20 protein-coding genes and 1 pseudogene are annotated in these 24950 nt (G+C 70.5%); 4 read left to right on the top strand and 17 right to left on the bottom strand.

Annotated features, from left to right (window positions below; genetic code table 11):
* A pseudogene (locus tag MET9862_RS08970) lies at nucleotides 1-183 on the top strand (porin family protein); the annotation flags it as partial.
* Between the two features lie 203 nt (nucleotides 184-386).
* Here MET9862_RS08970 and parE read toward each other — a convergent pair.
* The 10 genes from parE to MET9862_RS08920 all read right to left on the bottom strand — a co-directional run bounded on the left by parE (nucleotide 387) and on the right by MET9862_RS08920 (nucleotide 14917).
* Nucleotides 387-2447, bottom strand: a complete 2061-nt coding sequence (parE, locus tag MET9862_RS08965) for a DNA topoisomerase IV subunit B (protein WP_142582686.1) — start codon at nucleotides 2445-2447, stop codon at nucleotides 387-389.
* A 330-nt stretch (nucleotides 2448-2777) separates the two neighbouring features.
* On the bottom strand, nucleotides 2778-4736 hold the full coding sequence (locus tag MET9862_RS08960) for a PhoX family protein (RefSeq protein WP_142582685.1): 1959 nt from the start codon (nucleotides 4734-4736) through the stop codon (nucleotides 2778-2780).
* Between the two features lie 582 nt (nucleotides 4737-5318).
* Complete coding sequence (locus tag MET9862_RS08955) at nucleotides 5319-6041, bottom strand: ABC transporter ATP-binding protein (protein ID WP_142582684.1); 723 nt, start codon at nucleotides 6039-6041, stop codon at nucleotides 5319-5321.
* On the bottom strand, nucleotides 6034-8082 hold the full coding sequence (locus MET9862_RS08950; RefSeq protein ID WP_142582683.1) for a branched-chain amino acid ABC transporter ATP-binding protein/permease: 2049 nt from the start codon (nucleotides 8080-8082) through the stop codon (nucleotides 6034-6036). Before MET9862_RS08950 ends, MET9862_RS08955 begins: the two co-directional genes overlap by 8 nt.
* A gap of 42 nt (nucleotides 8083-8124) precedes the next feature.
* A complete protein-coding gene (locus MET9862_RS08945) occupies nucleotides 8125-8997 on the bottom strand; it encodes a branched-chain amino acid ABC transporter permease (protein WP_142582682.1) in 873 nt (290 codons plus the stop codon).
* A 334-nt stretch (nucleotides 8998-9331) separates the two neighbouring features.
* Nucleotides 9332-10543 carry an ABC transporter substrate-binding protein gene (locus MET9862_RS08940; RefSeq protein ID WP_142582681.1) on the bottom strand — a complete coding sequence of 404 codons (1212 nt, stop codon included), beginning with the start codon at nucleotides 10541-10543 and terminating at the stop codon, nucleotides 9332-9334.
* A 262-nt stretch (nucleotides 10544-10805) separates the two neighbouring features.
* Nucleotides 10806-12101, bottom strand: a complete 1296-nt coding sequence (locus MET9862_RS08935) for an MFS transporter (protein ID WP_142582680.1) — start codon at nucleotides 12099-12101, stop codon at nucleotides 10806-10808.
* Between the two features lie 177 nt (nucleotides 12102-12278).
* On the bottom strand, nucleotides 12279-12824 hold the full coding sequence (locus tag MET9862_RS08930) for a gamma carbonic anhydrase family protein (RefSeq protein ID WP_142582679.1): 546 nt from the start codon (nucleotides 12822-12824) through the stop codon (nucleotides 12279-12281).
* 42 nt (nucleotides 12825-12866) lie between these two features.
* Nucleotides 12867-13652 carry an enoyl-CoA hydratase gene (locus MET9862_RS08925; RefSeq protein ID WP_142582678.1) on the bottom strand — a complete coding sequence of 262 codons (786 nt, stop codon included), beginning with the start codon at nucleotides 13650-13652 and terminating at the stop codon, nucleotides 12867-12869.
* Nucleotides 13649-14917: a CaiB/BaiF CoA transferase family protein gene (locus MET9862_RS08920; protein ID WP_142582677.1), complete on the bottom strand. Its 1269-nt coding sequence runs from the start codon at nucleotides 14915-14917 to the stop codon at nucleotides 13649-13651. The genes MET9862_RS08925 and MET9862_RS08920 overlap by 4 nt, the downstream gene beginning before the upstream one ends.
* A 225-nt stretch (nucleotides 14918-15142) precedes the next feature.
* Between MET9862_RS08920 and MET9862_RS08915 the strand changes: the two genes are divergently transcribed.
* Nucleotides 15143-16492, top strand: a complete 1350-nt coding sequence (locus MET9862_RS08915) for an MFS transporter (RefSeq protein WP_142582676.1) — start codon at nucleotides 15143-15145, stop codon at nucleotides 16490-16492.
* Between the two features lie 98 nt (nucleotides 16493-16590).
* Nucleotides 16591-17304: a GntR family transcriptional regulator gene (locus MET9862_RS08910; protein WP_142582675.1), complete on the top strand. Its 714-nt coding sequence runs from the start codon at nucleotides 16591-16593 to the stop codon at nucleotides 17302-17304.
* A gap of 338 nt (nucleotides 17305-17642) precedes the next feature.
* Here the strand turns inward: MET9862_RS08910 and MET9862_RS08905 are convergent, their stop codons facing one another.
* Genes MET9862_RS08905 through MET9862_RS29270 form a run of 3 tightly spaced genes read right to left on the bottom strand, consistent with a single transcriptional unit; the run spans nucleotide 17643 to nucleotide 18607 of the window.
* Nucleotides 17643-18230 carry a transporter substrate-binding domain-containing protein gene (locus tag MET9862_RS08905; RefSeq protein WP_142582674.1) on the bottom strand — a complete coding sequence of 196 codons (588 nt, stop codon included), beginning with the start codon at nucleotides 18228-18230 and terminating at the stop codon, nucleotides 17643-17645.
* 15 nt (nucleotides 18231-18245) lie between these two features.
* A complete protein-coding gene (locus tag MET9862_RS08900) occupies nucleotides 18246-18455 on the bottom strand; it encodes a transporter substrate-binding domain-containing protein (RefSeq protein WP_142582673.1) in 210 nt (69 codons plus the stop codon).
* On the bottom strand, nucleotides 18434-18607 hold the full coding sequence (locus MET9862_RS29270) for a hypothetical protein (RefSeq protein WP_185156807.1): 174 nt from the start codon (nucleotides 18605-18607) through the stop codon (nucleotides 18434-18436). The genes MET9862_RS08900 and MET9862_RS29270 overlap by 22 nt, the downstream gene beginning before the upstream one ends.
* 425 nt (nucleotides 18608-19032) lie before the next feature.
* Here MET9862_RS29270 and MET9862_RS08895 point away from each other — a divergent pair, with 425 nt between their 5' ends.
* On the top strand, nucleotides 19033-19293 hold the full coding sequence (locus MET9862_RS08895; protein ID WP_142582672.1) for a hypothetical protein: 261 nt from the start codon (nucleotides 19033-19035) through the stop codon (nucleotides 19291-19293).
* A gap of 35 nt (nucleotides 19294-19328) precedes the next feature.
* Here MET9862_RS08895 and MET9862_RS08890 read toward each other — a convergent pair whose 3' ends face one another.
* The 4 genes from MET9862_RS08890 to MET9862_RS08875 are packed head-to-tail and all read right to left on the bottom strand — an operon-like array spanning nucleotide 19329 to nucleotide 24925.
* The gene (locus MET9862_RS08890) at nucleotides 19329-19811 is read right to left on the bottom strand and encodes a DUF411 domain-containing protein (protein ID WP_185156806.1); all 483 of its coding nucleotides are present in this window, start codon (nucleotides 19809-19811) and stop codon (nucleotides 19329-19331) included.
* 19 nt (nucleotides 19812-19830) lie between these two features.
* Nucleotides 19831-23004 carry an efflux RND transporter permease subunit gene (locus MET9862_RS08885; RefSeq protein WP_142582670.1) on the bottom strand — a complete coding sequence of 1058 codons (3174 nt, stop codon included), beginning with the start codon at nucleotides 23002-23004 and terminating at the stop codon, nucleotides 19831-19833.
* Nucleotides 23001-24521 carry an efflux RND transporter periplasmic adaptor subunit gene (locus MET9862_RS08880; protein WP_142582669.1) on the bottom strand — a complete coding sequence of 507 codons (1521 nt, stop codon included), beginning with the start codon at nucleotides 24519-24521 and terminating at the stop codon, nucleotides 23001-23003. Before MET9862_RS08880 ends, MET9862_RS08885 begins: the two co-directional genes overlap by 4 nt.
* The gene (locus MET9862_RS08875; RefSeq protein WP_142582668.1) at nucleotides 24518-24925 is read right to left on the bottom strand and encodes a FixH family protein; all 408 of its coding nucleotides are present in this window, start codon (nucleotides 24923-24925) and stop codon (nucleotides 24518-24520) included. Before MET9862_RS08875 ends, MET9862_RS08880 begins: the two co-directional genes overlap by 4 nt.
* Nucleotides 24926-24950: the final 25 nt, after the last annotated feature.

Here is a 24950-nt window from a genome sequence, read left to right as displayed (position 1 = left end):
CTGTACGTGAACCTCGACCAGGGCAACCGCAACAACGGCCTGTTCGCCGTCGGCGCCACCGGCATCCCGGTCGCCCTCAGCAGCACCGGCGTCACCGTCGTCTCCGGCGCCACCAGCCGCCGCAACGACACCGAGTTCGCCGTCGTCCGCGCCGGCATCAACTACAAGTTCGGCTCGTACTAAGACCCTGCCGGGCCCTTCGGGGCCCGGACGGCTCCAGCCGAAACGGGAAAGCCCGGCCTCACGGCCGGGCTTTCTGCGTTTCAAGGGTCCGGGATTCCAAAGGGATCATCCCTTTGGCGGGGTATCGGGGCTGAGCCCCGATGAATTCCAGGGCTCTGCCCTGGACCCGCCGAAGGGACACGTCCCTTCGGGATCCCTGGACCTTAGATGTCGAGGTCGGTGCCTTCGGCGAAGGCGGCGCGCTCGGTGATGAAGGCGAAGCGCGCCTCGGGCTTGTTGCCCATCAGCCGGTCCACCGTGTCGCCGGTCGATTCCCGCGCCTCGTCGAGCACCGCGACCCGCAGAAGCGTGCGCTTCTTCGGATCCATGGTGGTCTCCTTGAGCTGCGCCGGCATCATCTCGCCGAGGCCCTTGAAGCGGCCGATCTCGACCTTGCCGTTCTTGAACTGGGTCTTGATCAGCTGGTCCTTGTGCGCGTCGTCGCGCGCATAGGCCGTCTTGGTGCCCTGCTGCAGCCGGTAGAGCGGCGGGATCGCGAGGTAGAGATGCCCGCGATCGATGAGCTTGGGCATCTGCCGGTAGAAGAAGGTGATCAGCAGCGAGGCGATATGGGCGCCGTCCACGTCGGCGTCCGTCATGATGATCACCTTCTCGTAGCGCAGATCCGTCTCGCGGAAATTCGCCCCCGTGCCGCAGCCGAGCGCGAGCGTCAGGTCCGAGATGAGCTGGTTGGCGCCGAGCTTGTCGCGCGAGGCCGAGGCCACGTTCAGGATCTTGCCGCGCAAGGGCAGGATCGCCTGGGTGGCGCGGTCGCGCGCCTGCTTGGCCGAGCCGCCGGCCGAGTCGCCCTCGACGATGAAGATCTCGGAGCCGGTGGTGCCGGCGGCCGAGCAATCGGCGAGCTTGCCGGGCAGCCGCAGCTTGCGGGTGGCGGATTTGCGCGCGACCTCCTTCTCCTGGCGGCGGCGCAGGCGCTCCTCGGCCCGGTCGATCACCCAGTCGAGCAGCTTGTTGGCCTGGGCCGGGGAGGCGGCGAGCCAGTGGTCGAAGGCGTCGCGGATCGCGGTCTCGACGATGCGGGAGGCCTCGACGGTGGCGAGCTTGTCCTTGGTCTGGCCCTGGAATTCCGGCTCGCGGATGAAGACCGAGAGCATGGAGGCACAGGTCGCCATCACGTCGTCGGTGGTGACGGCCGTCATGCGCTTGGCCTGGTTCACGCGCTCGGCATGCTCGCGCAAAGCCCGCAGCAGCGCGACGCGCAGGCCCGCCTCGTGGGTGCCGCCCTCCGGCGTCGGGATCGTGTTGCAGTAGGAGGAGGAGATGCCGTCGTCGGTGACCATCCAGGCCACCGCCCATTCGAGCGAGCCGTGGCTGCCGGGCTTCGTCACCTTGCCGGAGAAGATCGCATCGGTGACGAGCTCCTTCCCCTCGATGTCGCGGGCGAGGTAGTCGCGCAGGCCGCCGGGGAAGCGGTGCACGGCTTCCGCCGGCACGTCCGCCAGCCCTTCGAGGAGGGCGGGGGCGCAGCGCCAGCGGATCTCGACGCCGCCGAACAGATAGGCCTTGGAGCGCGCCATCTTGAACAGGCGGCGCGGGTCGAACTTCAGCGAGCCGAAGATCTGCGCATCCGGGTGGAAGCGCACCTTCGTGCCGCGGCGGTTCTGGACGCGCCCGACCGGCTCCAGGGCGCTCGTCGGCAGGCCGCGGGAGAAGGTCTGGCGGTAGAGGGTCTGGTTGCGGGCGACCTCGACCTCGAGCAGGTCGGAGAGCGCATTGACCACCGAGATGCCGACGCCGTGCAGGCCGCCGGAGGTCTCGTAGACCTTCGAATCGAACTTACCGCCCGCGTGCAGCGTGGTCATGATGACCTCGAGCGCGGACTTGCCCGGGAATTTCGGGTGCGGGTCGACGGGGATGCCGCGGCCGTTATCGGTGACGACCAGCGCCCCGGTCTCCTCCAGCTCCACCTCGATGAAGCTCGCATGCCCCGCCACCGCCTCGTCCATCGAGTTGTCGATGACCTCGGCGAAGAGGTGGTGCAGCGCCCGCTCGTCGGTGCCGCCGATATACATGCCGGGCCGGCGCCGCACCGGCTCCAGCCCCTCCAGCACCTCGATGGCCGAGGCGTCGTAGCCGCCCTCGGCCGCCTGCACGGCAGCGAGCGGTGCCACGGCCGCGCTGGTGTCGAGGCGGCGCCGCTCGGTCGGCGTCGGGCTCGCGGCGGGCGCCTTGCCCGCGAAGAGGTCGCGCGCGGGATCGCTCACGCGACGGCTCCGCGATGCGGGTTTTGCGGCACCGGCCGCGGCGGGAGAACGTGCAGCATTCGCCTTCATCCTCTGACCGTACCGGAACAAACCGGAAACAGAAAGGGGCCATCGCACCGCAGGAGCGGCCGGGCAGGGCCCGGCCGGAGCGGCGCGACCTCCCATGACATGGGATGGGGTTGGTTAAGAAGGGCTGATCGCGGCAGGGTAGGGGCGCGCGCGAGGCGGGAGGGAGCGGCCCGGCACGATCGTCCGGTTGCGCCGGTGCCACTGCGCGCCCTCCCGCTCTGCGGAGGAGGGCGCGCGAACATGGCGATCGCTCGCTCTCCGTCAGGTCCCCACGCGCCCGCCGCCGCGCTTGGTGATCGCCACCACGGCGGGGCGGGGCGGCAGGTTCGCGTCGAAATCCGGCCAGCGGGTGGCGGGCTTCTCGAAGGTGGCGGGCTCCGCCTTCGGGTCCTCCTCGTCGGCCTCGCCCGGATGCTGCACGGCCACGAAGAAGGTGGTGTCGTCGGGGGTGAAGTAGGGGCCGCACATCTCGGCGCCGGTGGGGACCTGGAAGAAGTGCTTGGCGGTGCCGCGGCCGGCCCCTTCGGTCTCCATCGCCCAGATGCCGTCGGCGCGGCCGGTGCGGGCGGCCGAGTTCCCGTCGGTGGCGACCCAGAGCCGGCCCTGGCTGTCGACCGCGCAATTGTCGGGCATGCCGAACCAGCCATCCTGCGTGGTGGCCGAGGAGAAGGTGGCGCCGACCGCGGCGACCGCGGGGTCGCCACAGCGCACCAGCACCTCCCAGGCGAAGGCCGGCGCCGCGAAATCGCCGGCGTCCGGGCCGATCTCGACGATGTGGCCGAAGCGGTTCTCGGGCCGGGGATTGGCCGCGTCGACCTGCTCCGCCTTGCGGCGGCTGTTGTTGGTCAGCATCACGTAGACCTTGCCGGTCTTCGGATTGGCCTCGACGTCCTCGGGCCGGTCCATCTTGGTGGCGCCGAGAAGATCGGCCGCGCGCCGCGTCTCGATCAGGACGTCCGCCTGATCGCGGAAGCCGTTGGCCGGGGTGAGCGGGCCCTCCCCGAAGACGAGCGGCAGCCAGGCGCCGCGCCCGTCCGCGTCGAACCGGGCGACCGACAGCGTGCCGCGGTCGAGGATGTCCCGGTTGGCCGCCGTGTCGCGCAGGTCGACCGTGGCCTCGGTGACGAAGCGGTAGACGTAGTCGAAGCGCTCGTCGTCGCCCTGGAAGACGACGTAGCGGCCGTCCCGGGCCAGGATCCCGGCGGCGCCCTCGTGCTTGAACCGGCCCATGGCGGTGCGCTTCTTCGGCACGGCGTTCGGGTCGAAGGGATCGATCTCCACCACCCAGCCGAAGCGGTTCGGCTCGTTCGGCTCGCGGCCGATGTCGAAGCGCTCGTGGAAGCGGCCCCAGGCATAGAGGTTGCCCGGGATGCCGAGCCGCTTGTGGTTGCGCGCTTCGGGAGAATCCGCGGCCAGCGTGCCGGTGAAGTAGTAGTTGATGTTCTCCTCGCAGGTGAGCCAGGTGCCCCAGGGCGTGGTGCCGCCCGCGCAGTTGTTGATCATGCCGAGCACGGAGCGGCCGTCCGGATCGGCCGCCGTGCGCAGGCGCGCGGAGCCCGCGGCCGGGCCGGTGAGGGTCATCGGCGTCGTCGCGGTGATGCGGCGGGCGAAGGCCGAATCCGGCACCACCCGCCAGCGGCTCCCATCGCGCCGCACCTCGATCACCGAGCCGCCATGGGCCGCCATCTCGATGTCGACGAGGTGCTTCGACATGCCGGCGAAGGCCGCCTTGCCCTCCTGCCGGCCGAGGCCGGGGAACATCAGCTCCTCGTTGGTGTATTCGTGGTTCACCGCCAGCAATCCGTGCCCGGCCGGGTCGGCGGCGCCGGGCAGGGGGAAGTATCCGAGGAAGTCGTTGTTGTAGCCGAACTGCTTCGCCTGCGCCTCGGGCGTCTGGGCATGCGGATCGAAGGGCGGCGCGCCGGGGAGGACGGGGTCGCCCCAGCGGATCAGCACCTCGGCGTCGTGACCCTCGGCGACATGGTGGCGCTCATCGGAGCCGGCCGGCAATTCGCGGAAGGGGAAGGGCGAGGCCTCCGCCGCCGCGAGCGCCCGGGGCCCGACCACCGCGCCGATCACGCCGACCGCCAGCGCTCCGCGCAGCAGGTCGCGCCGGTGGAAGCGCGCGGCCACGACCTCGCCGAGGGTCGGGTTAGCGCTGGCGTTCGAGCCGGCATCCTCGGCGGCCTCCGCCTCCTGCGAGCGGTTGAGCGCGGTCATGGCAGGGCCTCCTGATCCTCGGGATGAGGCGGCTACACGTCGGCCATGGCGCTGCGATGACAGCCGCCCTCACATCCGCCATCGGAGCCACCGACACACCCGCGTCGACGTCAGCCGCAGGCTTCGGGCGCCCGTCCGGTCAGCTGTGCCGTGAAAGCGACAGGCGCGGACGTGATGCTGTGGATGGGAGGACTTGCCCTGGAAGCGTCAAGCTTTGGGCCCGACCCTGCCAGGATCGGAACCGATCTGGTTGCCCCATGCTTGCCACGTCCCGCGTCGTCATTCTCGAGCACCGCGAAGTCGCTGCCGTCGCGGCGACCTCGGCCCTGTTCTTCGCAGGCCTGTTCCTGGTGACCTGGCTCGTCGCTTAAGGCCGCCGGTCGGCAGGGCACGCGGCAGTCCGTCGCCGATCGAACGGGTTCGAGCATCGTCCCGCGGAGATCCGCCTCGTCCCATTCCTCTCCCTCATCCTGAGGTGCGAGGCATCAGCCGAGCCTCGAAGGAGGCCTCCGCTTCGCTGCGGCACCTCAGGATGAGGTGGGGGATGGGAAGGGCCGAATCCCGACACGGGGATCGGCCGGATCAGTGGCTGCCGCCGAGATAGGCCGCGCGGACCGCCGGGTCGTTGCGCAGCTGCTGGGCCGGACCCTGGAAGCGGATGCGGCCGTTCTCAAGCACGTAGGCGTGATCGGCGACGCCCAGGGCCGCCATGGCGAACTGCTCGACCAGCAGCATCGTCACCTGCTCGGCCTTGAGCTGCCGGATGATGCGGAACACCTCCTCCACCAGCTTGGGGGCGAGGCCCATGGAGGGCTCGTCGAGGAGGAGGATCTCAGGGCGCAGCATCAGGGCCCGGCCCATGGCGAGCATCTGCTGCTCGCCGCCCGAGAGCGTGCCCGCGAGCTGCGTGCGCCGCTCCTTCAGCCGGGGGAACAGCTCGAAGGCGCGGTCGCGGTCGGCGGCGACATCGCCCTTCGGCCGCGAGCCGGTCAGCCGCGGGAAGGCACCGAGCGTCAGGTTGTCCTCGACCGAGAGGGTCGGGAAGACCCGCCGCCCCTCCGGCGAGTGGGCGAGGCCGAAGCGGGCGACGTCGTAGCTGTCGAGGCCGCCGATCTCGCGCCCGTTCAGGCGGATGGAGCCGGCCCGCGGCCGGATCATGCCGGAGAGCGCCCGCATGGTCGTGGTCTTGCCGGCCCCGTTCGAGCCGATCAGCGCCACCACCTGACCCTTGGGCACCGCGAAGTCGAGGCCGTGCAGCACCTCGATCTGGCCGTAGCCGGCCGAGAGACCCGAGACCTCAAGCATGGGCCGTCTCCTCGTCGGCGACCGGGCTGCCGAGATAGGCCTCGATCACCTTCGGGTCCTCCTGCACCGCGCGGGCGCTGCCCTCGGCGATCTTGTGGCCGAAATCGAGCACGCTGACGCGGTCGCACAGGCCCATCACCACATCCATGTGATGCTCGATCAGGATCACGGTGATGCCCGCGTCCCGGATCTTGCGGATGATCGCCGTCAGCTCGGCGATGTCGGGGGCGGTCAGGCCCGCCGCCGGCTCGTCGAGGAGCAGCAGGACCGGATCGAGGGCCAGCGCCCGGCCGATCTCGAGGAGGCGCTGCTTGCCGTAGGGGAGGTTGCGCGCCTCCACCTGCGCCAGCGGCCCCAGCCCGACGAAGTCGAGGATCGCCATGGCGCGGGCGCGCTGCTCGCGCTCCTCGCGCCGCCGCCGTGGGGTGCCGAGGATCGCGTCGAACAGGTTGCCGCGGAAACTGTGGTGGAGGCCCACCAGCACGTTCTCCAGCGCCGTCATCTCGCGGAAGAGCTGCACGTTCTGGAAGGTGCGGGCGACGCCCGAGGCCGCGATCTCGGAGGGCGTGCGCCCGTCGAGGCGCTTGGCGCCGCCGGCCCGGGCCAGGGTCACCGAGCCCGCGGTCGGCTTGTAGATGCCGGTGAGCACGTTCATCATCGTGCTCTTGCCCGAGCCGTTCGGGCCGATCAGCCCGTGGATCGTGCCCGGCCGCACCGTGAGATCGACGCCGGCCAGCGCCTTGAGGCCGCCGAACTGCATCAGCGCCTGCTCGACGGTCAGCAGCGGGTCGGCCCCGGCGCCGCCGCTCTGGGCGCTCAGCGCCGCGCCCTCCGCATGCAGGCTCTTGCCCTCCGCGGTGTGGGCCGGGCGCAGAGCCGGGATCACCTCGCGGACGAAGCCGACGATGCCGTCCGGCAGGTAATAGACCACGAACAGGATCATCAGGCCGAACACCGTCAGGCGGAAATCCGTGACGGATTGCAGCGCGAGCGTCGCCGGGAAGAAGGCGAGGCAGAGCCCGATCGGCACGAGCAGCGCGAAGCGGTTCTCCCGGCGGCGCAGGAAGGCCATGGCCCCGACCACCAGGGCGGCCGCCGCGATGATCCCGGCCATGATCCGCACCAGCTCGATATCGGCGAGCACGTTGGGCATCATCACAATGATCGCGGCGCCGATGATCGGCCCGGCGCGGGATTTCCGGCCGCCCATGGTGACGGCGAGCAGGAACAGCACCGTCAGCTCGAACCCGTAGGAGTTCGGCGCCACGTAGCGCTCCGACCACGCGAACAGCGCGCCGGCGAGCCCGGCGAGCGCGGCCGAGATCACGAAGGCGTAGACCTTGTAGCGGTAGACGCTGACGCCCATGCAGTCGCAGGCGATCGGCGAGTCGCGCAGGGCCTCGAAGGCGCGGCCGAAGGGCGAGCGCACCACCCGGTTGACCACCACGATGGTGGCGAGCAGGGCCGCGCAGGTGAGATAGTAGAATTCGAGCTTGCGCCCGGCCGCCCCCCAGGGGGCCTGCATGCCGAGGAGGGAGAAGTCGAGGACGCGGGCCGGCGGCAGGGTGATGCCGAGCGGGCCGTTGGTCAGCGGCGTCAGCTCGTTGATGAAGATCTGGATGATGGTGCCGAAGGCGAGCGTCACCATGGCGAGGTAGGGGCCGGTGACGCGCAAAGCCGGCACGGCGAGCAGCACGCCGAAGGCCGAGGTGACGCCGATGCCGGCCAGGATCCCCCACCACAGCCCGAGCTTGAAGTGGAGGAACAGCACCGCCGCCGCGTAGGCGCCGACGCCGAACAGGCCGGCATGGCCGAGGCTGACCTGGCCGGTATAGCCGACCACGATGTCGAGCCCGAGGATCAGGATCGCGTAGATCGCGATCACGATGACGAGGTGGACGTAGTACGAGCTCGTGACCACGTGCGGGAAGGCGGCGAGGAAGGCCACCAGCAGCACGGCGCCGAGAAGCCCGGCATAGCGCGACAGGCTCGGGGCGGAGGCCGGCGCGGACGCGTCGGCGGGGGCGAGGGTCTGCGCCATGGCGTCAGGCTGCCGTGAGGAGGGAGAGGCGGGGCGACACGCTCAGACCTTCTTGATGACCGCCTTGCCGAACAGGCCGACGGGACGGAGCGAGAGGACGACGAGGAGCAGGATCAGGCCCGGCACGTCCTTGTAGCCGGTCGAGATGTAGAAGCCGGTCAGCGTCTCCGCGACGCCGAGGATGAGGCCGCCGACGATGACGCCGAGGCCGGATTCGAGGCCGCCGATGATCGCCACCGCGAAGGCCTTCAGCGCCAGCACCGCGCCCATGGTGGCGCCGGTCAGCGTCACGGGAGCGACCAGCACGCCCGCGAAGGCCGCCGTCATGGCGCTGATCGAATAGGACAGGGTGATCACCCGCTGGGTGTTGATGCCCATCAGGCCGGCGGCGTCGATGTCGTTGGAGGTGGCGACGACCGCCTTCCCCCAGATCGACTTGCGGTTGAAGATCTCGACCGCGAGCATCATCAGGAGCGCGCCCGCCACGATGAGCAGCTCCATCGGCAGCACGCGGATGCCCGCGACCTGGATGGCGGTCTCCGGGAGCGGCGAGGGGAATTTCAGGTCGTCGCGGCCCCAGACGTTCTCGGCGACGTTCTTGAAGATGATGCCGAGCGCGATGGTGGCCATGATCCACCCGTACTCGGACTTGATCTTCACCGCCGGCCGCACGCCCAGGCGCTCGACCACGGCGCCGAGGGCGAAGCCGAAGACCAGGACCAGCGGGATCATCAGCCAGTAGCCGATGAAGGGCACCAGCGTCAGGCCGAACAGGGCGCCGAGCGCCAGCGCCTCGCCCTGGCCGAAATTCAGCGTCTTCGAGGTGGCGAAGGTCAGCTGATAGCCGAACGCGATCGCCGCGTAGATCATGCCGACCGCGACGCCGGACGCGATGAGCTGGAGCAGGATGGCCATGGGAGCGCCGTGGGGAGGGTCGGGATGGGGAGCCCGCGGCGGTGCCGCGGGAGGTCGGTCTGCGTAGGCCCGTGCCATCGCATGTGACGGGCGAGAGGCGGGATCGGGGGCGGTCCGAGATGCGCCTTCCGGTCGTCTGCCGATCCCACCCACCACCTCATCCTGAGGTGCCGGAGCGGGAGCGGAGGCCTCGAAGGAGGCCTCCAGACACCACCGCGCCCCCTGGAGGCCTCCTTCGAGGCCGCTGCCGCGGCACCCCAGGATGGGGTCGAGAGGTGGACGGACGCCTTTTGCGGGGAGGCCGGGGCGGGGCGACACGCCCCGGCCCGCGGCCTCAGTTCGAGGACTTCTCCTTGACGCGGACGACGCCCGCGTTCTTGGCGTCCTCCGGCTTGGCGTAGACGATCTTGCCGTCCTGCACCTTCCCGAACACGACCATGTTGCGCGAGATCGCGTTGTGGTCCTTGGCCGTGAAGGGCTTGTCGTAGGTGGTGACGACGCCCTCGACCTTCTCGTTCAGGTTCTCCAGGGCGGCGCGGATCTTCGGCCCGTCGGTGCCGCCGGCCTGCTTGATCGCCGCCGCGAGCAAGTAGATCGAGTCGTAGCCCTGCGCGCCGGCCACGGGGGTCGGGATCTTCGTCACGCCGTAGGTCTTGTAGTAGTTCTCCAGGAAGGCCTTGCGCTTGGGCAGGGTCTGATCCTCGATGAAGGTCTGCGGCATGATCACGCCGTTGCCGTTCGAGCCGGCGATATCGATGAAGCTCTGCATCGAGGAGGGCCAGCTCGTGATCATCGGCACCTTCCAGCCGAGCTTGGCCATGCCGTTGGCGATCTGGGCGAGCTCCGGACCGATGCCGTAGGCGAGGATGACGTCGGCGCCGGCCTGCTGCGACTTGAGCAGCTGGGCCGTCATGTCGACGTCCTTGATGTTGAACTTCTCGACCGCGACCGGCTTCACGCCCTTGGCGGCGAGATACTTCTCGATGTCCTCGCGGCCGAGCTGGCCGTAATTGGTCGAGTCGGCGAGGATCGCGATCTTCTTGTGCCCTTGCGCCAGCGCCTCGTCGACCATCAGGCCGGCCTGGAGCACGTCGTAGGCGGAGTTCCGGAAGACGTAGTTCGCGTCGTAATCCGGCTCCTTGAACTGGTTGGTGATGATCGTGCCGGTGGCGACGTTGTTGAACACCGGGATCTCGGCTTCCTGGTAGAAGCGCTGCGCGGCGAGCGCCACGCCGGTGTTGATGAAGCCGACGGTGGCGACGACCTTCTCCTTGTTGATCAGCTCCTGCGCGACCTGGGCGCCGACCTCGTTCTTGGCCTCGTCGTCGCGCTCCACGAGCTGGATCTGCCGGCCGAGCACGCCGCCGGCCTTGTTGATCTCGGCGGCGGCGAGCTTGGCGCCGTCCCGCATCGAGACACCCATTGAGGAGGAGCCGCCCGTATAGGGGCCGCTCAGGCCGATCTTGATCGGATCCGCCGCCCAGGACGGGGCGAAGGCGATCGAGCACAACAGCGCGGCGGCCGCCGCGCGTCCCGTAAAGGTCATCGTTTCCTCTCCCAATCGACCGCTGGCGCGGCGTGCCCTTCGTCGTGGCACTCTGAATGCAACATTCTCGAAGCGCGGGGGACCGTCAAGCTGCGGTTCTTTACGGTCGCGGTCGATCAACGCTCATTGTTTGGGCATTGTCCCGAGCCCCCTGACAGTCCCCTGCAATGCTTCGCCTGGATGCGCGAAATCGAGGGATTAAGCGCATCCGGCGGAACGTCGCGGAGGGCCGGGCGCCGGGGCGCGGGACGCCCAGGCCGGCCTACTCGGCGGGGAGGATGCGCGGCGGCGCCTCCGGCTCGGCCTCGAAGGGGCGCTCCGGATGCATCCGGAAGGCCAGCGCCGCCCCGAGCAGGAGCAGGCCGATCGAGCCCGCGAAGGGCAGGATCCAGTTGCCGGTCATGTCGACGATGAGGCCGAAGGTGAGCGGCGAGACGATCGCCGCGAAGGCCGAGCCGAAATTCATCAGGCCGCTCGCCGTGCCGGCGAACTGCGGCGCGATGTCCATCGGCACCGACCAGATCGGCCCGATGACGAGTTCCAGGAAGAAGAAGCCGGCGCTGAGCAGCAGGGCGACGAGGGTGAGCTCCTTGGTCAGGAACACGCCCGCCAGGCACGCGGCCGCGCCCAGCATGCCGACGCAGATCACGTCCCGGCGCGCCTTCTGCAGGTTGCCGGTCTTCTTGAGGATCCGGTCGGAGACGACCCCTCCGAGCGTGTCGCCGACGACGCCGGCGAAGAACACCCCCGAGGCGAACAGGGCGGAGTTCTTGATGTCGAGCCCGTAGCCCTCCTTGAAGAAGGAGGGCAGCCAGTTGAGATACAGCCAGAGCGACCAGCCGTAGCAGAAATAGGTCAGCGTCACCGGGGCCATGCGCGGCACCAGGCGGCTCCACGGCACGGGAGGCCGCGGGCCGGCGGGCTTGCGCGCGCTCAAGGCCAGGCGGTCGAGATCCGCGCGGGTGATGCCCGGATGCGCGCGCGGGTCGTCCCGGTAGTACAGCACCCAGGCCGCGACCCAGATGAAGCTGAGGACACCGAGCACGACGAATGCGCCGCGCCATCCGACGAACGCCATCATCAGGACGACGAGGGGCGGCGTCACCGCGTTGCCGAAGCGGGCGAAGGAATGGGTGATGCCCTGGGCGAAGCCGCGCTGGTCGGCCGACACCCAGGATTGCATGGCGCGCGTCGCGGTCGGGAAGGTGGCGCCCTCGCCGAAGCCGAGGGCGAAGCGGACGAGGAAGAGCGAGACCATGCCGCCGACGAAGCCGGTGGCGACGGTCGCCGCCGCCCAGATCAGCCCGCAGATGAAGAGCGTGCGCCGCGCGCCCCACTTGTCGGCCATGGCGCCGCCGACGATCTGGAACACCGCGTAGGGGTAGGCGAAGGCCGAGAAGACGAGGCCGAGCTCGATGTTCGAGAGGCCGAGCTCCGCCTTGATCGCCGGGCCGGCGGTGCCGACATTCACCCGGTCCACATAGGTGATGAAGTACATCAGACAGAGCAGGAACAGCACCATGCCGGGCGCTGTGATGCGTCTGGGTATCGTGATCATCCGGCGTCCTCCCACTTGGATCGGCCCGGTCTGAGCGCCGGGCTTCTCGCCGGGAGGACGCGGCTACGGGCGCCGCCCGGCTGATCGCGGCCGGCCGCCGGGGCCGGGCGCGCGGCGCCCCTCCCGGCCGGAGGCGATCATGCATGATTGTGCATTCATAATGCGCGGTCGCAAGCGCTATCTCGCCTCATCCCGCCCGTCGCGGCGGACCAGCCCGGCGGCGAAGCGGCGGGCATTGCCGACATAATGCTCGGCGAGCCGGCGCAGATCGGCCGCGCCGGCCGCGTCGAGGCTGCGGATCGCCTTGGCCGGCATGCCGACGATCAGGCTGCCGTCGGGGAACTCGGCGCCCTCCTTGACCAGGGCGTTGGCGCCGACGATGCAGTTCCGGCCGATCCGGGCCCCGTTCAGCACCGTCGCGCCCATGCCGATCAGCGCGTTGTCGCCGATCGTGCAGCCATGCACGATCGCGCGGTGACCGATGGTGACGCCCTCCCCGATGGTCAGCGGGAAGCCGGGATCGGAGTGCAGCACCGCCCCGTCCTGGATGTTGGTCCGCGCGCCGACGCGCATCTCCTCGTTGTCGCCGCGCAGGACGGCGCCGAACCAGACGCTCGCCCCGGCGCCGAGGCGCACCCGCCCGATCACGTGCGCGCCGGGTGCGACCCAGACACTGTCATCCTCCAGGACGGGTGCGTGATCGTCGAGGGCGTAGAGGGACATCGGCGGTTCCGGCGGGTGCAGGCTGGACGGGTCGGGCCCGCGTCAGGTTCCCGACCACGCGGCCGGGCGCTTGCCCAGGAAGGCGGCGACGCCCTCCTGGAAATCCCGGCTCCCGTAGCAGGCCCGGATGCCGGCGCTGCCGTCGGCCTCCGGATCGAGCGCGAGCGCGTTCAGCATCTCACGGGTCACGCGCATCGTCACGGGCGCGTGGCCGAGCAGGCGGTCACACATCTGCGCGACCGTCGCGTCGAGGGCCTCCGCCGGGGCGATCCCGGCGAGATAGCCGAGCGGCGCCAGGGTCTCGGCCTCCGGCATCTCGGCGAGCAGGAGCATCCGCTTGACCACCGGCAGCCCGAGCGTCGCGGTCAGGCGGCGCAGATTGGCCGGCGACAGGCAATTGCCGAGCGTCCGGGCGATCGGCACCCCGAACCGCGCACCCGGCGTCGCGACGCGCAGGTCGCAGGCATTCGCGATGGCGAGGCCGCCGCCGACCGCGAGCCCCTCGACCACCGCGAGCGTCGGCACGCGCACCCGCTCCAGCGCCTCGACATAGGCGTCGATCCGCGTCTCGTAGGCGACCCCGTCCGCGCCGGTGAAGCCGACGAACTGCTCGATATCGGTGCCGGCCACGAAGGCCTTGCCGCCCGCCCCCCGCAGGACCGCGACCCGGATCGCCGGGTCGGCCTCGATCCGGGCGAGCCCCTCGGCCAGTTCCTCGTACATGCGCCAGGTCATGGCGTTGCGCGCGGCCGGCCGGTCGAAGGTGAGGTGGGCGACCCCGCCCTCGGCGCGGTAGCGGACCGCGCCCTCCCGCTCCGTCCCGCTCACGGCGCGAACGCGCCGCCCTGGCGCAGCGTCTCGACCGCCTCCTGATCCAGGCCGAGCTCCTGCAGCAGCGCCTCGGTGTGCTCGCCCAGCAGGGGCGCGTGCCGGCGTGTCCGCGGCGGCGTCCCGGAGAACTTCACCGGGAAGCCGATATTGGGCACGCTGCCCTCGATCGGATGCGGCACCTCGATCCGCATCTGCCGGTGCCGGCCGTGCTCGCTCTCGAAGGCCTCCGGATAGGTGTTCATGCGGCCTGCCGGGATGCCGGCCGCGAGCATCAGCGCGACCCATTCCTCCGCGGTCTTCGCCGCGAAGCTCGTCTCCAGCTCCGCGATCAGCACCTCCCGATGGGCGAGCCGGGCGGGGATGTCGACGAAGCGGGGATCCTCGACGAGGTCGGGCCGGGCGAGCACCTCGCAGAGCAGGCGCCAGAGCTTCTGGTTGGTCGCCCCCATCACGAAGTAGCCGTCCGAGGCGCGCACCGCCTGGTAGGGCGCGCTCATCCGGTTCGCGGTGCCGAGCGGCTCCGGGATCCGGCCGGTGCCCCAGTACTCGGATATGTCCCAGATCGAGAAGGCCAGCGCCGCGTCGAACAGGGAGGCGTCGATATACTGGCCCTCGCCGCTGGTCTGGCGGCCGATATAGGCGCTGAGGATGCCGTAGACGGTGAACAGGGCGCAGCCGATATCGGCCACCGGCACGCCGGCCTTCACCGGCGGCCCGCCCGGATGGCCGGTCACGCTCATCACCCCCGACATGGCCTGGGCCATCAGGTCGTAGCCCGGCCGCATGGCCCAGGGGCCCGACTGCCCGAAGCCCGAGATGCTGGCGTAGATCAGTTTCGGATTGTGCTGGCGCAGCACCTCGTATCCGAGGCCGAGCTTCTTCATCACGCCCGGCCGGTAGTTCTCGACCAGGATGTCGGCGCTCGCGGCAAGCTTCAGGAACAGCGCCCGCCCGGCCTCGCTCTTCAGGTTGATCGCGATGCTGCGCTTGTTCCGGTTCATGTTCAGGAAGCCCATGCTGTCGGACCCCTTCATCTTGAATCCCATGGCGCCGCGGGTCTGATCGCCGGTGCCCGGCGGCTCGACCTTGATCACGTCCGCGCCGAGATCGGCGAGCAGCATGCTGCAGAACGGGCCCGCCATCACCTGCGTCACGTCGAGGACGCGCAGGCCGGCGAGCGGCAGCGGCCGCGCCTGGGCGGCGCCCCCGCTCTCCACCGGGTTGCCGTCGGGCCGCGCGCCGTCATGTCCGAGAGTGTCCATCTGGCCGTCTCCTCAGCTCGCGCGCCTCGAGGGCGTCACGTTCGCATTCTGCATGCATAAGGCACTCTCACGAGAGTGCAACACCGGTTCGATCTGCATGCAAAAAATTGCGTTCTGCATGCAGAATGCGTCTTGCGGCCGCTGCGGAAGCCGCGCAGTCTCGCGGCAGGCATACGACGATATGCAACTTCTGGCAGCAAACTGCCCGACAGGGAGGACCACCTCATGCGCCTGGGATCCGGCGGCTTCGTCCGCGCGCTCCGAACGACGGCCACCACCACGCGCGGACGCGTCTTCGCGCTGATCTGCCTCGTCTACTTCATCACCTACGTGGACCGGGTGAACCTCTCGACGCTGGCGCCCCTGATGGCGGCCGACCTGCACCTCGACACCATCCAGCTCGGCTTCGCCCTCTCGGCCTTCGGCTACACCTACGCCCTGTTCCAGATCCTCGGCGGCATGACCGCCGACCGCCTCGGCGCGCGCCGGACGCTGGTCGCCTGCGGCATCGTCTGGACGGTCGGCACGCTGCTCACGGGCTTTGTCGGCGGCCTCGTCTCCCTGGTGCTGGCGCGGCTGCTCCTCGGGATCGGCGAGGGCGCGACCTTCCCGGCCGCCACCACGGCGATGACCCGCTGGGTGCCGGCCTCCGAGCGCGGCTACGCGCAGGGCGTGGTCCATTCCTGCTCGCGCCTCGCCAACACCGTGACGCCGCCGCTCGTGGTCCTGATGGCGGCCTATCTCGGCTGGCGCGGCACCTTCATCGTGCTCGCGGCGGTGAGCCTGTGCTGGGTCGTGGCCTGGGGCCTGTACGTCCGGGACGACCCGAAGACGCATCCGGGCTGCACCGCGGAGGAGCTCGCCGCGCTGCCACCCGCGCGCGGGCCGGCGGCGGCCAGGACCGAGCCGACCCCGTGGGGGGCGCTGCTGCGCGGCATGCTGCCGACGACGGTGGTCTATTTCTGCTACAACTGGACCCTGTGGCTCTACGTGACCTGGCTGCCGAGCTATTTCGTCAAGGCGCACGACCTCGACATCAAGAAATCGGCGCTGTTCGCCTTCGGCGTGTTCGGGGCCGGCGTCATCGGCGACACGCTCGGCGGCCTCTGGGCCGACCGGCTCTACCGCCGCACCGGCGACCTCGCCCGGGCGCGCCGCACGGTGATCGTGACGAGCCTGCTCGGATCGATGCTCTGCCTCGTGCCGGTGCTGTTCCTGCACGATCTCAGCGTGATCGCGGCCTGCCTCAGCGGCGCGTTCTTCTTCCTCGAGCTGACGGTCGGGCCGATCTGGGCGATCCCCATGGATGTCGCGCCCAAGCATGCCGGCACGGCCAGCGGGATCATGAACACCGGCTCGGCGGTCGCCGGCATCGTCTCGCCCCTCGCCTTCGGCGTGGTGGCGCAGCTCTCGGGCAGCTACGCGCTGCCCTTCCTGGGATCGATCGCGCTCCTGCTCGTCGGCGCGATCCTCGCCTGGCGCGCCCTGCCGAAGGGCGAGGTCACGGCCCCGGCCGAGACGCCGGCCGAGACGCCGGTCCTGCCGCACGGCGCCGCCTCGCGCGCGGCGACGTGAGGGGCCTTGCGAGCAGCGACGATGACGCCCCCGCGCGCCGCTGTAGCGGCGCGCGGAGCCTGCTATGACTCGCCGGACCCGAAGCATCGCCCGCCCCGATGACCAGCCCGACCGCGCTCTTCCGCTACAACCTCCACGACGCGCTCGTCGCCGGCATCCGCGAGATGGTGGTGGCCGGCACGCTCCGCCCGGGCGACAAGGTCCCCGAACAGGAACTCTGCCAGCGGTTCGGGGTCTCGCGCACCCCCCTGCGGGAGGCCCTCAAGGTGCTGGCCGCCGAGGGCATGCTGCAGCTCCTGCCCCGGCGCGGCGCCATCGTGGCCCGGGTCAGCCCCGAGGAGATCGACGAGCTGTTCCCCGTGATGGGAGCGCTCGAGGCGCTGGCCGGCGAGTTGGTCTGCCGGCGGGCGAGCGACGCCGAGATCGGGCAGCTGCGCGCGATCCACGACCGCATGATGGAGGCCTACGAGGCCGGCGACGAACCGGCCTACCTGCAGGCGAATCGCAGCTTCCACGAGACCCTGGTGGCCCTTGCCGGCAACGCGACGCTGCAGACCACCTACATGCAGATCCTGCTGCGCACCCGGGCCTTCCGCTTCGTGGCGCGCAAGAGCGCCGAGAACTGGCGGGCGGCCGTCTCGGATCACCGGCAGATCATGGAGGCGCTCGCGGCCCGCAGCGCCAGCCGCCTGTCGCGCCTGCTGCGGCGCCACGTGATGGGCGTCACCGTCAAAATCGCCCGCGACGCCCTCGCCGAGGCGGCGGAACCGGGCACGAGCGCCGTGCACCTCGTGGAGACCGGCTCCGACTGAGGGGCCCTGAGCCGCCCCCGGCCCGCGCCACGGCTGCGTGGCCGGACGACGGGGAATCCGAGAGGCTGCCCACCGGACGGCCGGGCTGAAAGCGGCCCGGAGGCGGGGGCCAGACATGTCGGAGGGCGGCGCGGCACCGGAGAGGAACTCGGCGCCGGCCGCCGGCCGTTCGGCCACGCCGAGGAACGGTGCGGCCGGAGCGACGGCGCTGCATCGCAGACCGGCCCGGCGGTGGCCATGGGGCGGACTACCGAGACACCGGAGCGGAGGACGGGAGACGCGGCCTTGGCGCCGCGCGACCCCATCCTCGAGACAGCCGCATCGGCCGCCCCGGACGATCAGGCGGCGTGCCGCCTGACGAGATCCGGCGGAAGCGGATCCTGCCCCGTCTGCGCCCGATAGGCGGCGGCGAGGTCCGGGCTGCCGCGCAGGTTGCCCGGCTCGTCGCGGTAGCTGCCGGTCCCTGCGACCGGCGCGCCCTGCCCGCGGCGCTCGATCGCGGCCCGCTCGGCCGTTCCGGCGAAGCCGTCGAGGAAGGCATCGACCGCCATCAGCAGGCGGCAGGAGGACGGGTGGTTGGCGACCGCCGCCGCGTAGAACCACGGGGCCGGCGCGATATTGCCCGGCAGGATCTCGATCCGCCCGCGCCAGGGGCCGTCGGGGCTGGTGCAGGCCCAGTGCATGATCGGCGCATCGACGGCGAAGGCATCGACCACGCCATCGTGGATGCGTCCCTGATCGGCCATAGGGATCAGGCTGCCGAGGGCGGCGACGCGCCGCCCCTTGGCCGAGAGGGCGTCACCCCAGCGCAACCCGGCGGCCTTCAGCGTGGCATAGGCGCTCTGATCGTTGATGATGCCGAGCGTCCGGCCTTCCAGATCGGCGAGGCCGCCGAGGCGCGTATCGCCGGCCCGGCGGGCCAGCACGTAGGGCAGGGAGGTCTAGGCCCGCGAATAGGCGATGCCCTCGAAAGCCGCGCTCGGCGGCAGGGCCGACCAGACGATGTCCGCCGGCGCCTCGCCGGGATGGCGGGCGAAGGCCTCGGCATATTCGACGTCGAGGCCGACCATCGAGCCGCCCTCGCGCCGCCGGAACGACAGGCCCTTGAAGGCCGGCTCGATGGCGATCCTCAGGCGGCACCGGGCGAGCACGGCGTCGAGGCGGTCGAAGCCGGCCTCCCGGCGCGCGAGGCCGTGGCGGGCGAGATCGGCGCCGGGCCGCCGTGCGCGGCGGCGAGCCCCTCGACCGAGAGGGCCAGGGCGCGGCCGGCCTTGGCCTCGGTCCGGTCCAGGCAGGCCTGCATCGCGCCGAGCGCCTCGTTGATCGACGCGTTGCTCGCGCTGATCGCCGCGAGTTCGGTGCCGACTCCGCCGAACAGGGACTCGATCCGGTCGGATTCAAGCCCTCATGAAGTCGACTTACTAAAATTGACCGTATTCGTCGCCTTACCCGCGCGACGATCAAGCTTTTATCCCATAGATTAGCAGATTATCCGGTTGTTTGTGCAATGCCTGTGCGGTGGAGAACTGGCCCTTGAGGCCAACGCGCGCCGACCGCGCGCCGCGCCCTGACGGCAGCCTGCTCGCGGTCGGCCGCGTCGACCGCGGGGATGAACCGGGTGGGGCTCGGGCCGGCGGAGGTGTTCTCAAGCACAGCCAAGCTGGGCCGATCCGGCTTCAATCCTCCTAGACGCAATCAGGGCGTCGCTTCGCAACACGAGAACTATTGATGGCCCATCACACCCTTGCCCCGATGACGACGGAGCCGACCCTCGGCGCCGAGGCCGTGCTGCTGTCCGACGAGGTTCTGGAGCAGGTCTCCGCCGGCGATCTGTTCGGGGTGGTGCATCATACGATGGGCACCATCATCGGCGGGATCTTGACCGTGACCGGAGACACCAAGAACGGCCAGCGCCTGCTCACCCACCAGCCGAAGCTGCTGGTCAAGAACGTCAAGGAGCTGTTCAACTCGAGCGCTCCGACGAAATGAATGCCGGTTCGGCGGATCAGGGTCACGCTGCGGTCTCAGGCTGGTTCGCCGCCGCGGTACCGGGCGAACGTTCTACGTCCCTCGGCTCCGAAGAGTGTGACCTCGTAGGTGTCCAGCTCCACGCCATCGACCTCCATGCCGGGCGAGCCGACCGGCATGCCCGGCACCGCCAGGCCCGTCCCGGTCGGCCGCTCCGCCAGGAGGCGCTTGATCGCCCCGGCCGGAACGTGCCCTTCGACCACGTAGCCGCCGACCTGGGCGGTGTGGCAGGAGGCAAGCTCGCGCGGCACCGCGAGGCGGATCTTGAGCGGGTTCACCGGGCCCTCGGTCACGGTGACGGTGACGGTGAAACCGGCCTTGCGCAGGTGCGTGACCCACTTCTCGCAGCAGCCGCAACTCGGGTCCTTGGTCACCGCGACCTCGGGAAGCCCCTGCGCCAGGGCGCCACGTCCGAGCGCCGGCCCCGCGGCCAGGCCCGCGAGCACGGCACGTCGGGACGGCATCGTTTCGCTCCGCATCGTCATCTCCCGTTCGCTCTCACTCGGCTGCCTGCGGCAGCCGCATCGCTTCACCGTTCGCCTCCTCGCGGATCGCGCCGGCCGGGGGCAAGCTCCGCCCCTTCATCAGGGCGTAGACCGCCGGGATCACCACGAGGGTCAGCACGGTCGAGGAGACCATGCCGCCGATCATGGGCACGGCGATCCGCTGCATGACCTCGGACCCCGAGCCGGTGCTCCACAGGATGGGCAGCAGGCCCGCCATGATCGCGGTCACCGTCATCATCTTGGGCCGCACTCGCTCGACGGCACCGACCATGATGGCCTGCCGCAGGTCCGTCCGCGTGAGCGGGTGGCCCTCGCGGTCGCACCCGGCCCGGACCTCGTCGAGGGCGTGGTCGAGGTAGACCAGCATGATCACGCCGGTCTCCGCCGCGACGCCGGCCAGCGCGATGAAGCCGACCGCCACCGCGACCGACAGATTGAAGCCCATCCACCAGAGCAGCCAGACCCCGCCGACCAGGGCGAAGGGCAGCGACAGCATCACGATGAGCGTCTCGGTCAGGCGCCGGAAGTTCAGGTAGAGGAGCAGGAACACGATCAGCAGCGTCAGCGGCACCACGACCGCGAGGCGTGCCTCTGCCCGCTCCAGGTACTCGTACTGCCCGCTCCATTGCAGGGTCGTGCCCTGCGGCAGCCTCACCGCGTCGGCCACCGCCTGGCGCGCCTCGGCGACGTAGCCGCCGAGGTCGCGCCCGCCGATGTCGACGAACAGGTAGACCGCGAGCTGCCCGTTCTCGGTGCGGATCGAGGTCGGCCCCCGGGTGAGTTCGACTTTGGCCACCTCGCCGAGCGGCACCGTACCGCCGGCCGGCAGCGGCACCTGGACCTCGTCGGCGATGGCCCTGGGGTCCGAGCGGAAGGCGCGCGGGTAGCGCACGTTCACGGTGTAGCGCTCGCGGCCCTCGACCGTGTTCGTCACGGACTGCCCACCCAAAGCCGTCGCGACCACGTCCTGCACGTCCCCGACCATCAGGCCGTAGCGCCCGAGCGCCTCCCGGTCGGGCGCGATGTCGAGGAAGTAGCCGCCGATCACCCGCTCTGCGTAGGCGCTCGACGTGCCGGGCACAGCCCGGACGACCGCCTCCACCTGGCGGGCGACCCCCTCCATCTGCTTCAGGTCGGTGCCGAGCACCTTCACCCCGACCGGCGTGCGGATACCGGTCGAGAGCATGTCGATGCGGGCGCGGATCGGCTGGGTCCAGGCATTCGACACGCCAGGGAACTGCAGGGCCGCGTCCATCTCGGCCTTGAGGCTGGCGAGGGTGACGCCCGGGCGCCACTCCGCCTTCGGCTTCAGGGCGATGACCGTCTCGAACATTTCCATCGGCGCCGGGTCGGTCGCGGTGTTGGCGCGGCCCGCCTTGCCGTAGACCGAGGCCACCTCGGGGAAGCTCTTGATGATGCGGTCCTGGGTGGCGAGGAGTTCGCCGGCCTTGGTCACCGAGATGCCCGGCAGGGTGGTCGGCATGTAGAGCAGCGTGCCCTCGTCGATCTCCGGCATGAACTCGGAGCCGAGCTGACGTGCCGGCCAGACAGTGGCCGCCAGCACGCCCACGGCGAGCAGGATAGTAAGGACCCGGGCCCGCAGGACGCCGGCGATGAGCGGCCGGTACAGCCAGATGAGGAGCCGGTTCAGCGGGTTTCGGTGCTCCGGGACGATGCGCCCACGTAAGAACAGCACCATGAGCGCCGGGACCAGGGTCACCGACAGGAGTGCCGCAGCCGCCATGGCGAAGGTCTTGGTGTAGGCCAGCGGCCCGAACAGCCGCCCCTCCTGGCTCTCCAGGGTGAAGATCGGCAGGAAGCTCACCGTGATCACGAGGAGCGAGAAGAACAGGGACGGCCCGACCTCGCTTGCCGCCTCGACCAGGACCTCGACCCGGGGTTTGTCCAGCGGCGCCCGCTCCAAGTGTTTGTGGGCGTTCTCAATCATGACGATGGCGGCGTCGACCATGGCACCGACCGCGATGGCGATGCCGCCCAGGCTCATGATGTTGGCGCCGAGCCCGAGCGCCTTCATGCCGGCGAAGGCCATCAGGATGCCGACCGGTAGCATCAGGATGGCCACGAGCGCGCTGCGCACGTGGAGCAGGAAGACGATGCAGACGAGGGAGACGACGACGCTCTCCTCGACCAGCGTGTGCCGCAGGGTGTCGATGGCCGCATCGATGAGCTGCGAGCGGTCGTAGACCGGCAGGATCTCTGTGCCGGCCGGCAGGCTCTTTGCGACCTCGGCGAGCTTCGCCCTCACGCCGTCGATGACGTTCAGGGCGTTCGCACCGAAGCGCTGGAGGACGATGCCGCCGGCGACCTCGCCGTCGCCGTTCATCTCGGTGATGCCGCGCCGCTCGTCCGGACCGAGCTCGACCCGGGCGACGTCGCGGACGCGCAGCGGCGTGCCGCCCGCGGTCTTCAGCACGACGTTCTCGATATCGGCGACGCTCCGGATGTAGCCGCGACCGCGGACCATGAACTCGAACTCGGAGAGCTCGACCGTGCGACCGCCGACGTCGGCGTTGCTTGCTCGGATCGCGTCCCGGAGCTTGGTGAGGCTGATGCCCTGGGCCCGCATCCGGTTCGGGTCGACGACCACGTTGTACTGCTTCACGAAGCCGCCGACGCCCGCGACCTCGGCCACGCCCTCGGCGCGCGAGGCGCCGAACCGGATGACCCAATCCTGCAGCGACCGAAGCTCGGCGAGGGTCCGTTCCTTGGCGACGACGACGTACTGGTAGACCCAGCCCACTCCCGTCGCGTCAGGCCCGAGGGTCGGCGTCACCCCGGCGGGCAACCGGCTCGCGGCCCCGTTAAGGAACTCCAGGACGCGCGACCTGGCCCAGTAGGGGTCGGTGCCGTCCTCGAAGATGACGTAGACGAAGGACACCCCGAAGAACGAGAAGCCGCGCACGACCTTCGCCTTCGGCACCGTCAGCATTGCGGTCGAGAGGGGAAATGTCACGACGTCTTCGACGGTCGTCGGACTTTGACCTGGATACTCGGTGTAGACGATGGCCTGGACGTCCGAGAGGTCGGGGATGGCGTCGAGCGGCAGGGTCCGCAGCGCCAGGACGCCGGTCGCGACCGCGAACACGGTCCCGACAAGCACCAACACGAGGTTGCGGGCCGACCAGCCGATCAGGCGCGCAATCATGGCGCCGCTCCCGCCGCCTGCCGGTCGTCCTTCGGGGCGGTCAGGGACTGCAGCGCCGCCTTCAGGTTGCTCTCGGCGTCGATCAGGAAGTTCGCGGCCGTGACCACCCGGTCGCCGGCCGAGACGCCCTCGCGGATCTCGACGTAGCCTCGGCCGCGAAGGCCGACCTTCACCGCCTTCGGCTCGAAGCGCCCGTCGCCGCGGTCGAGCAGCACGACCTGGCGCTCGCCGGTGTCGATGACGGCGTCGTCGGGCACCGCCACCACCGGCTTGTCGTCGCCGGTCGCGATCTCGACGTCGGCGTACATCGACGGGCGCAGCGTGCCGTCGGGGTTCGGCAGCTCGATCCGCAGCCGGGCGGTCCGGGTCTCCATGTTGAGGTGGGGGTAGATCCGCGTCACCGTCCCGGTGAAGGCGCGGTCGGGGAAGGCCCGCACTCTCACCGTCGCCTTCTGCCCCTCGGCCACCCCGGCGAGGTCGCGCTCGGTTACGTCGGCCAGCACCCAAACGCGCGTGTGGTCGACGATGCGGAACAGGACGTCGCCGGACTTGGCCTTCATGCCGTCCGAAACATTGCGCTCGACGACGACGCCGTCCCGCGGCGAGGACCAGGTGATGGAGGCCGGCACCTTCCGGGTGCGCTCGATCTCGTCGATGACCTCCGGCGGGATGGCGAGGTTCTCCAACCGCCGGCGGCCGCCCTCGTAGCCGATGGAGGTCAGGTACTGGGCCGCGACCGCGTTGATCTCGGGCGCGAACAGGCGCAGCAGCGGCTGGCCCTTGTGGACGTGGTCGCCGGTGGTGACCGGCTCGACCTTCTCGATGAAGGCGTCCGTGCGCATGGCGATGACGGAGATGCGGCGCTCGTCCTCCTCGACGCTGCCCGGCGCCCGCACTGGCACCGACAGGACGCGGCGCTCCGCGAGCTCGGTCCGCACGCCGGTGCGCTGGACCTTGCCGGGCGACACCGTCACGACGCCGCTCTCATCCTCGCCCGCGTAGACGGGAATGTAGTCCATCCCCATCGAGTCCTTCTTGGGCGTCGGCGAGGTGTCCGGCAGCCCCATCGGGTTGCGGTAGTAGAGGATGCGCCGGTCGCCGCCGGGCTTGGCCGCCTCGCTTGCCTCCGCGCCGTGCCCAGCCATGTCCGCGGGCATGGCCTCGCCGTCGTCGTCGAAGCGCACGTCCTCGCTGGCACGGACGGCTCGGAACTCCCGGCCATCCGCCGTCACCATCGGCGAGGCCGAGTAGACGGGCTTCCCATCCGGGTCCTGGTAGTAGACCACCGGCCCGGACGACGGCCCGGTCTTGGCGGCGGGCGCCTGGGGGCCAGGCTTCGAGGCCGGCATCCAGCGCGCGAATGCCATTCGTGCGCGCTCGGCGAGCGCGGGGACGAACTCGGAACGGGCGCGATCCACGAGCGCCGGCACGGGGACGTCCCCGTGCCCCGCCCCGTAGCCGACGGCCCCCGCCGCGAGCGCAGCGAAGGCCCCGGCCGCCCAGGCGGCGCGGCTCATTTGACGGCCTGGAAGACCAGCTTGTCCTCGACCGTGCCGGTCTCGCCCTGGACCTTGGCCCCGAGGGACAGGCGCCAGCCGCCGGCCATCGAGAGCTTGGCCTTGAAGCGGTAGACGCCCGGCTCGGTCGAGGGCACCTGTTCGACCTTGGTGACCATCTCCTCCATGCTGTCGGGCGCCATGTCGAGGCGCTTGGCGAAGATCACGGCGTCGGGCACCGGCTTGCCGCTGCGCTTGTCCACGAGACGCACGGCGACAACGGCCTCGCCGACCTTCGCCTCCTGCTGCACCAGCTCGAAGCGGTAGTCCTTGATGTCTGCCAGGGCGGGGAAGGTCATCGTCGACGCTGACAGGGCAGCGAGCAGCGCGGCCGGCACGGCGCGCGCGAAGGGGTTCTTGGTCACGGGTGTGATCTCCTGAAGGCGATGG

Source organism: Methylobacterium symbioticum, from assembly GCF_902141845.1.
Lineage (GTDB): Bacteria > Pseudomonadota > Alphaproteobacteria > Rhizobiales > Beijerinckiaceae > Methylobacterium > Methylobacterium symbioticum.
This window is presented reverse-complemented; position numbering and strand designations above follow the sequence as displayed.

What these genes read in the sequence shown, in the direction of transcription:
- MET9862_RS08960 (WP_142582685.1), bottom strand. Translation starts at nt 4,736, where the DNA reads ATGACCGCGCTCAACCGCTCGCAGGAGGCGGAGGCCGCCGAGGATGCC.
- MET9862_RS08955 (WP_142582684.1), bottom strand. Translation starts at nt 6,041, where the DNA reads ATGCTTGAGGTCTCGGGTCTCTCGGCCGGCTACGGCCAGATCGAGGTG.
- MET9862_RS08950 (WP_142582683.1), bottom strand. Translation starts at nt 8,082, where the DNA reads ATGGCGCAGACCCTCGCCCCCGCCGACGCGTCCGCGCCGGCCTCCGCC.
- MET9862_RS08945 (WP_142582682.1), bottom strand. Translation starts at nt 8,997, where the DNA reads ATGGCCATCCTGCTCCAGCTCATCGCGTCCGGCGTCGCGGTCGGCATG.
- MET9862_RS08940 (WP_142582681.1), bottom strand. Translation starts at nt 10,543, where the DNA reads ATGACCTTTACGGGACGCGCGGCGGCCGCCGCGCTGTTGTGCTCGATC.
- MET9862_RS08935 (WP_142582680.1), bottom strand. Translation starts at nt 12,101, where the DNA reads ATGATCACGATACCCAGACGCATCACAGCGCCCGGCATGGTGCTGTTC.
- MET9862_RS08930 (WP_142582679.1), bottom strand. Translation starts at nt 12,824, where the DNA reads ATGTCCCTCTACGCCCTCGACGATCACGCACCCGTCCTGGAGGATGAC.
- MET9862_RS08920 (WP_142582677.1), bottom strand. Translation starts at nt 14,917, where the DNA reads ATGGACACTCTCGGACATGACGGCGCGCGGCCCGACGGCAACCCGGTG.
- MET9862_RS08915 (WP_142582676.1), top strand. Translation starts at nt 15,143, where the DNA reads ATGCGCCTGGGATCCGGCGGCTTCGTCCGCGCGCTCCGAACGACGGCC.
- MET9862_RS08910 (WP_142582675.1), top strand. Translation starts at nt 16,591, where the DNA reads ATGACCAGCCCGACCGCGCTCTTCCGCTACAACCTCCACGACGCGCTC.
- MET9862_RS29270 (WP_185156807.1), bottom strand. Translation starts at nt 18,607, where the DNA reads ATGCAGGCCTGCCTGGACCGGACCGAGGCCAAGGCCGGCCGCGCCCTG.
- MET9862_RS08895 (WP_142582672.1), top strand. Translation starts at nt 19,033, where the DNA reads ATGGCCCATCACACCCTTGCCCCGATGACGACGGAGCCGACCCTCGGC.
- MET9862_RS08890 (WP_185156806.1), bottom strand. Translation starts at nt 19,811, where the DNA reads ATGCGGAGCGAAACGATGCCGTCCCGACGTGCCGTGCTCGCGGGCCTG.
- MET9862_RS08885 (WP_142582670.1), bottom strand. Translation starts at nt 23,004, where the DNA reads ATGATTGCGCGCCTGATCGGCTGGTCGGCCCGCAACCTCGTGTTGGTG.
- MET9862_RS08880 (WP_142582669.1), bottom strand. Translation starts at nt 24,521, where the DNA reads ATGAGCCGCGCCGCCTGGGCGGCCGGGGCCTTCGCTGCGCTCGCGGCG.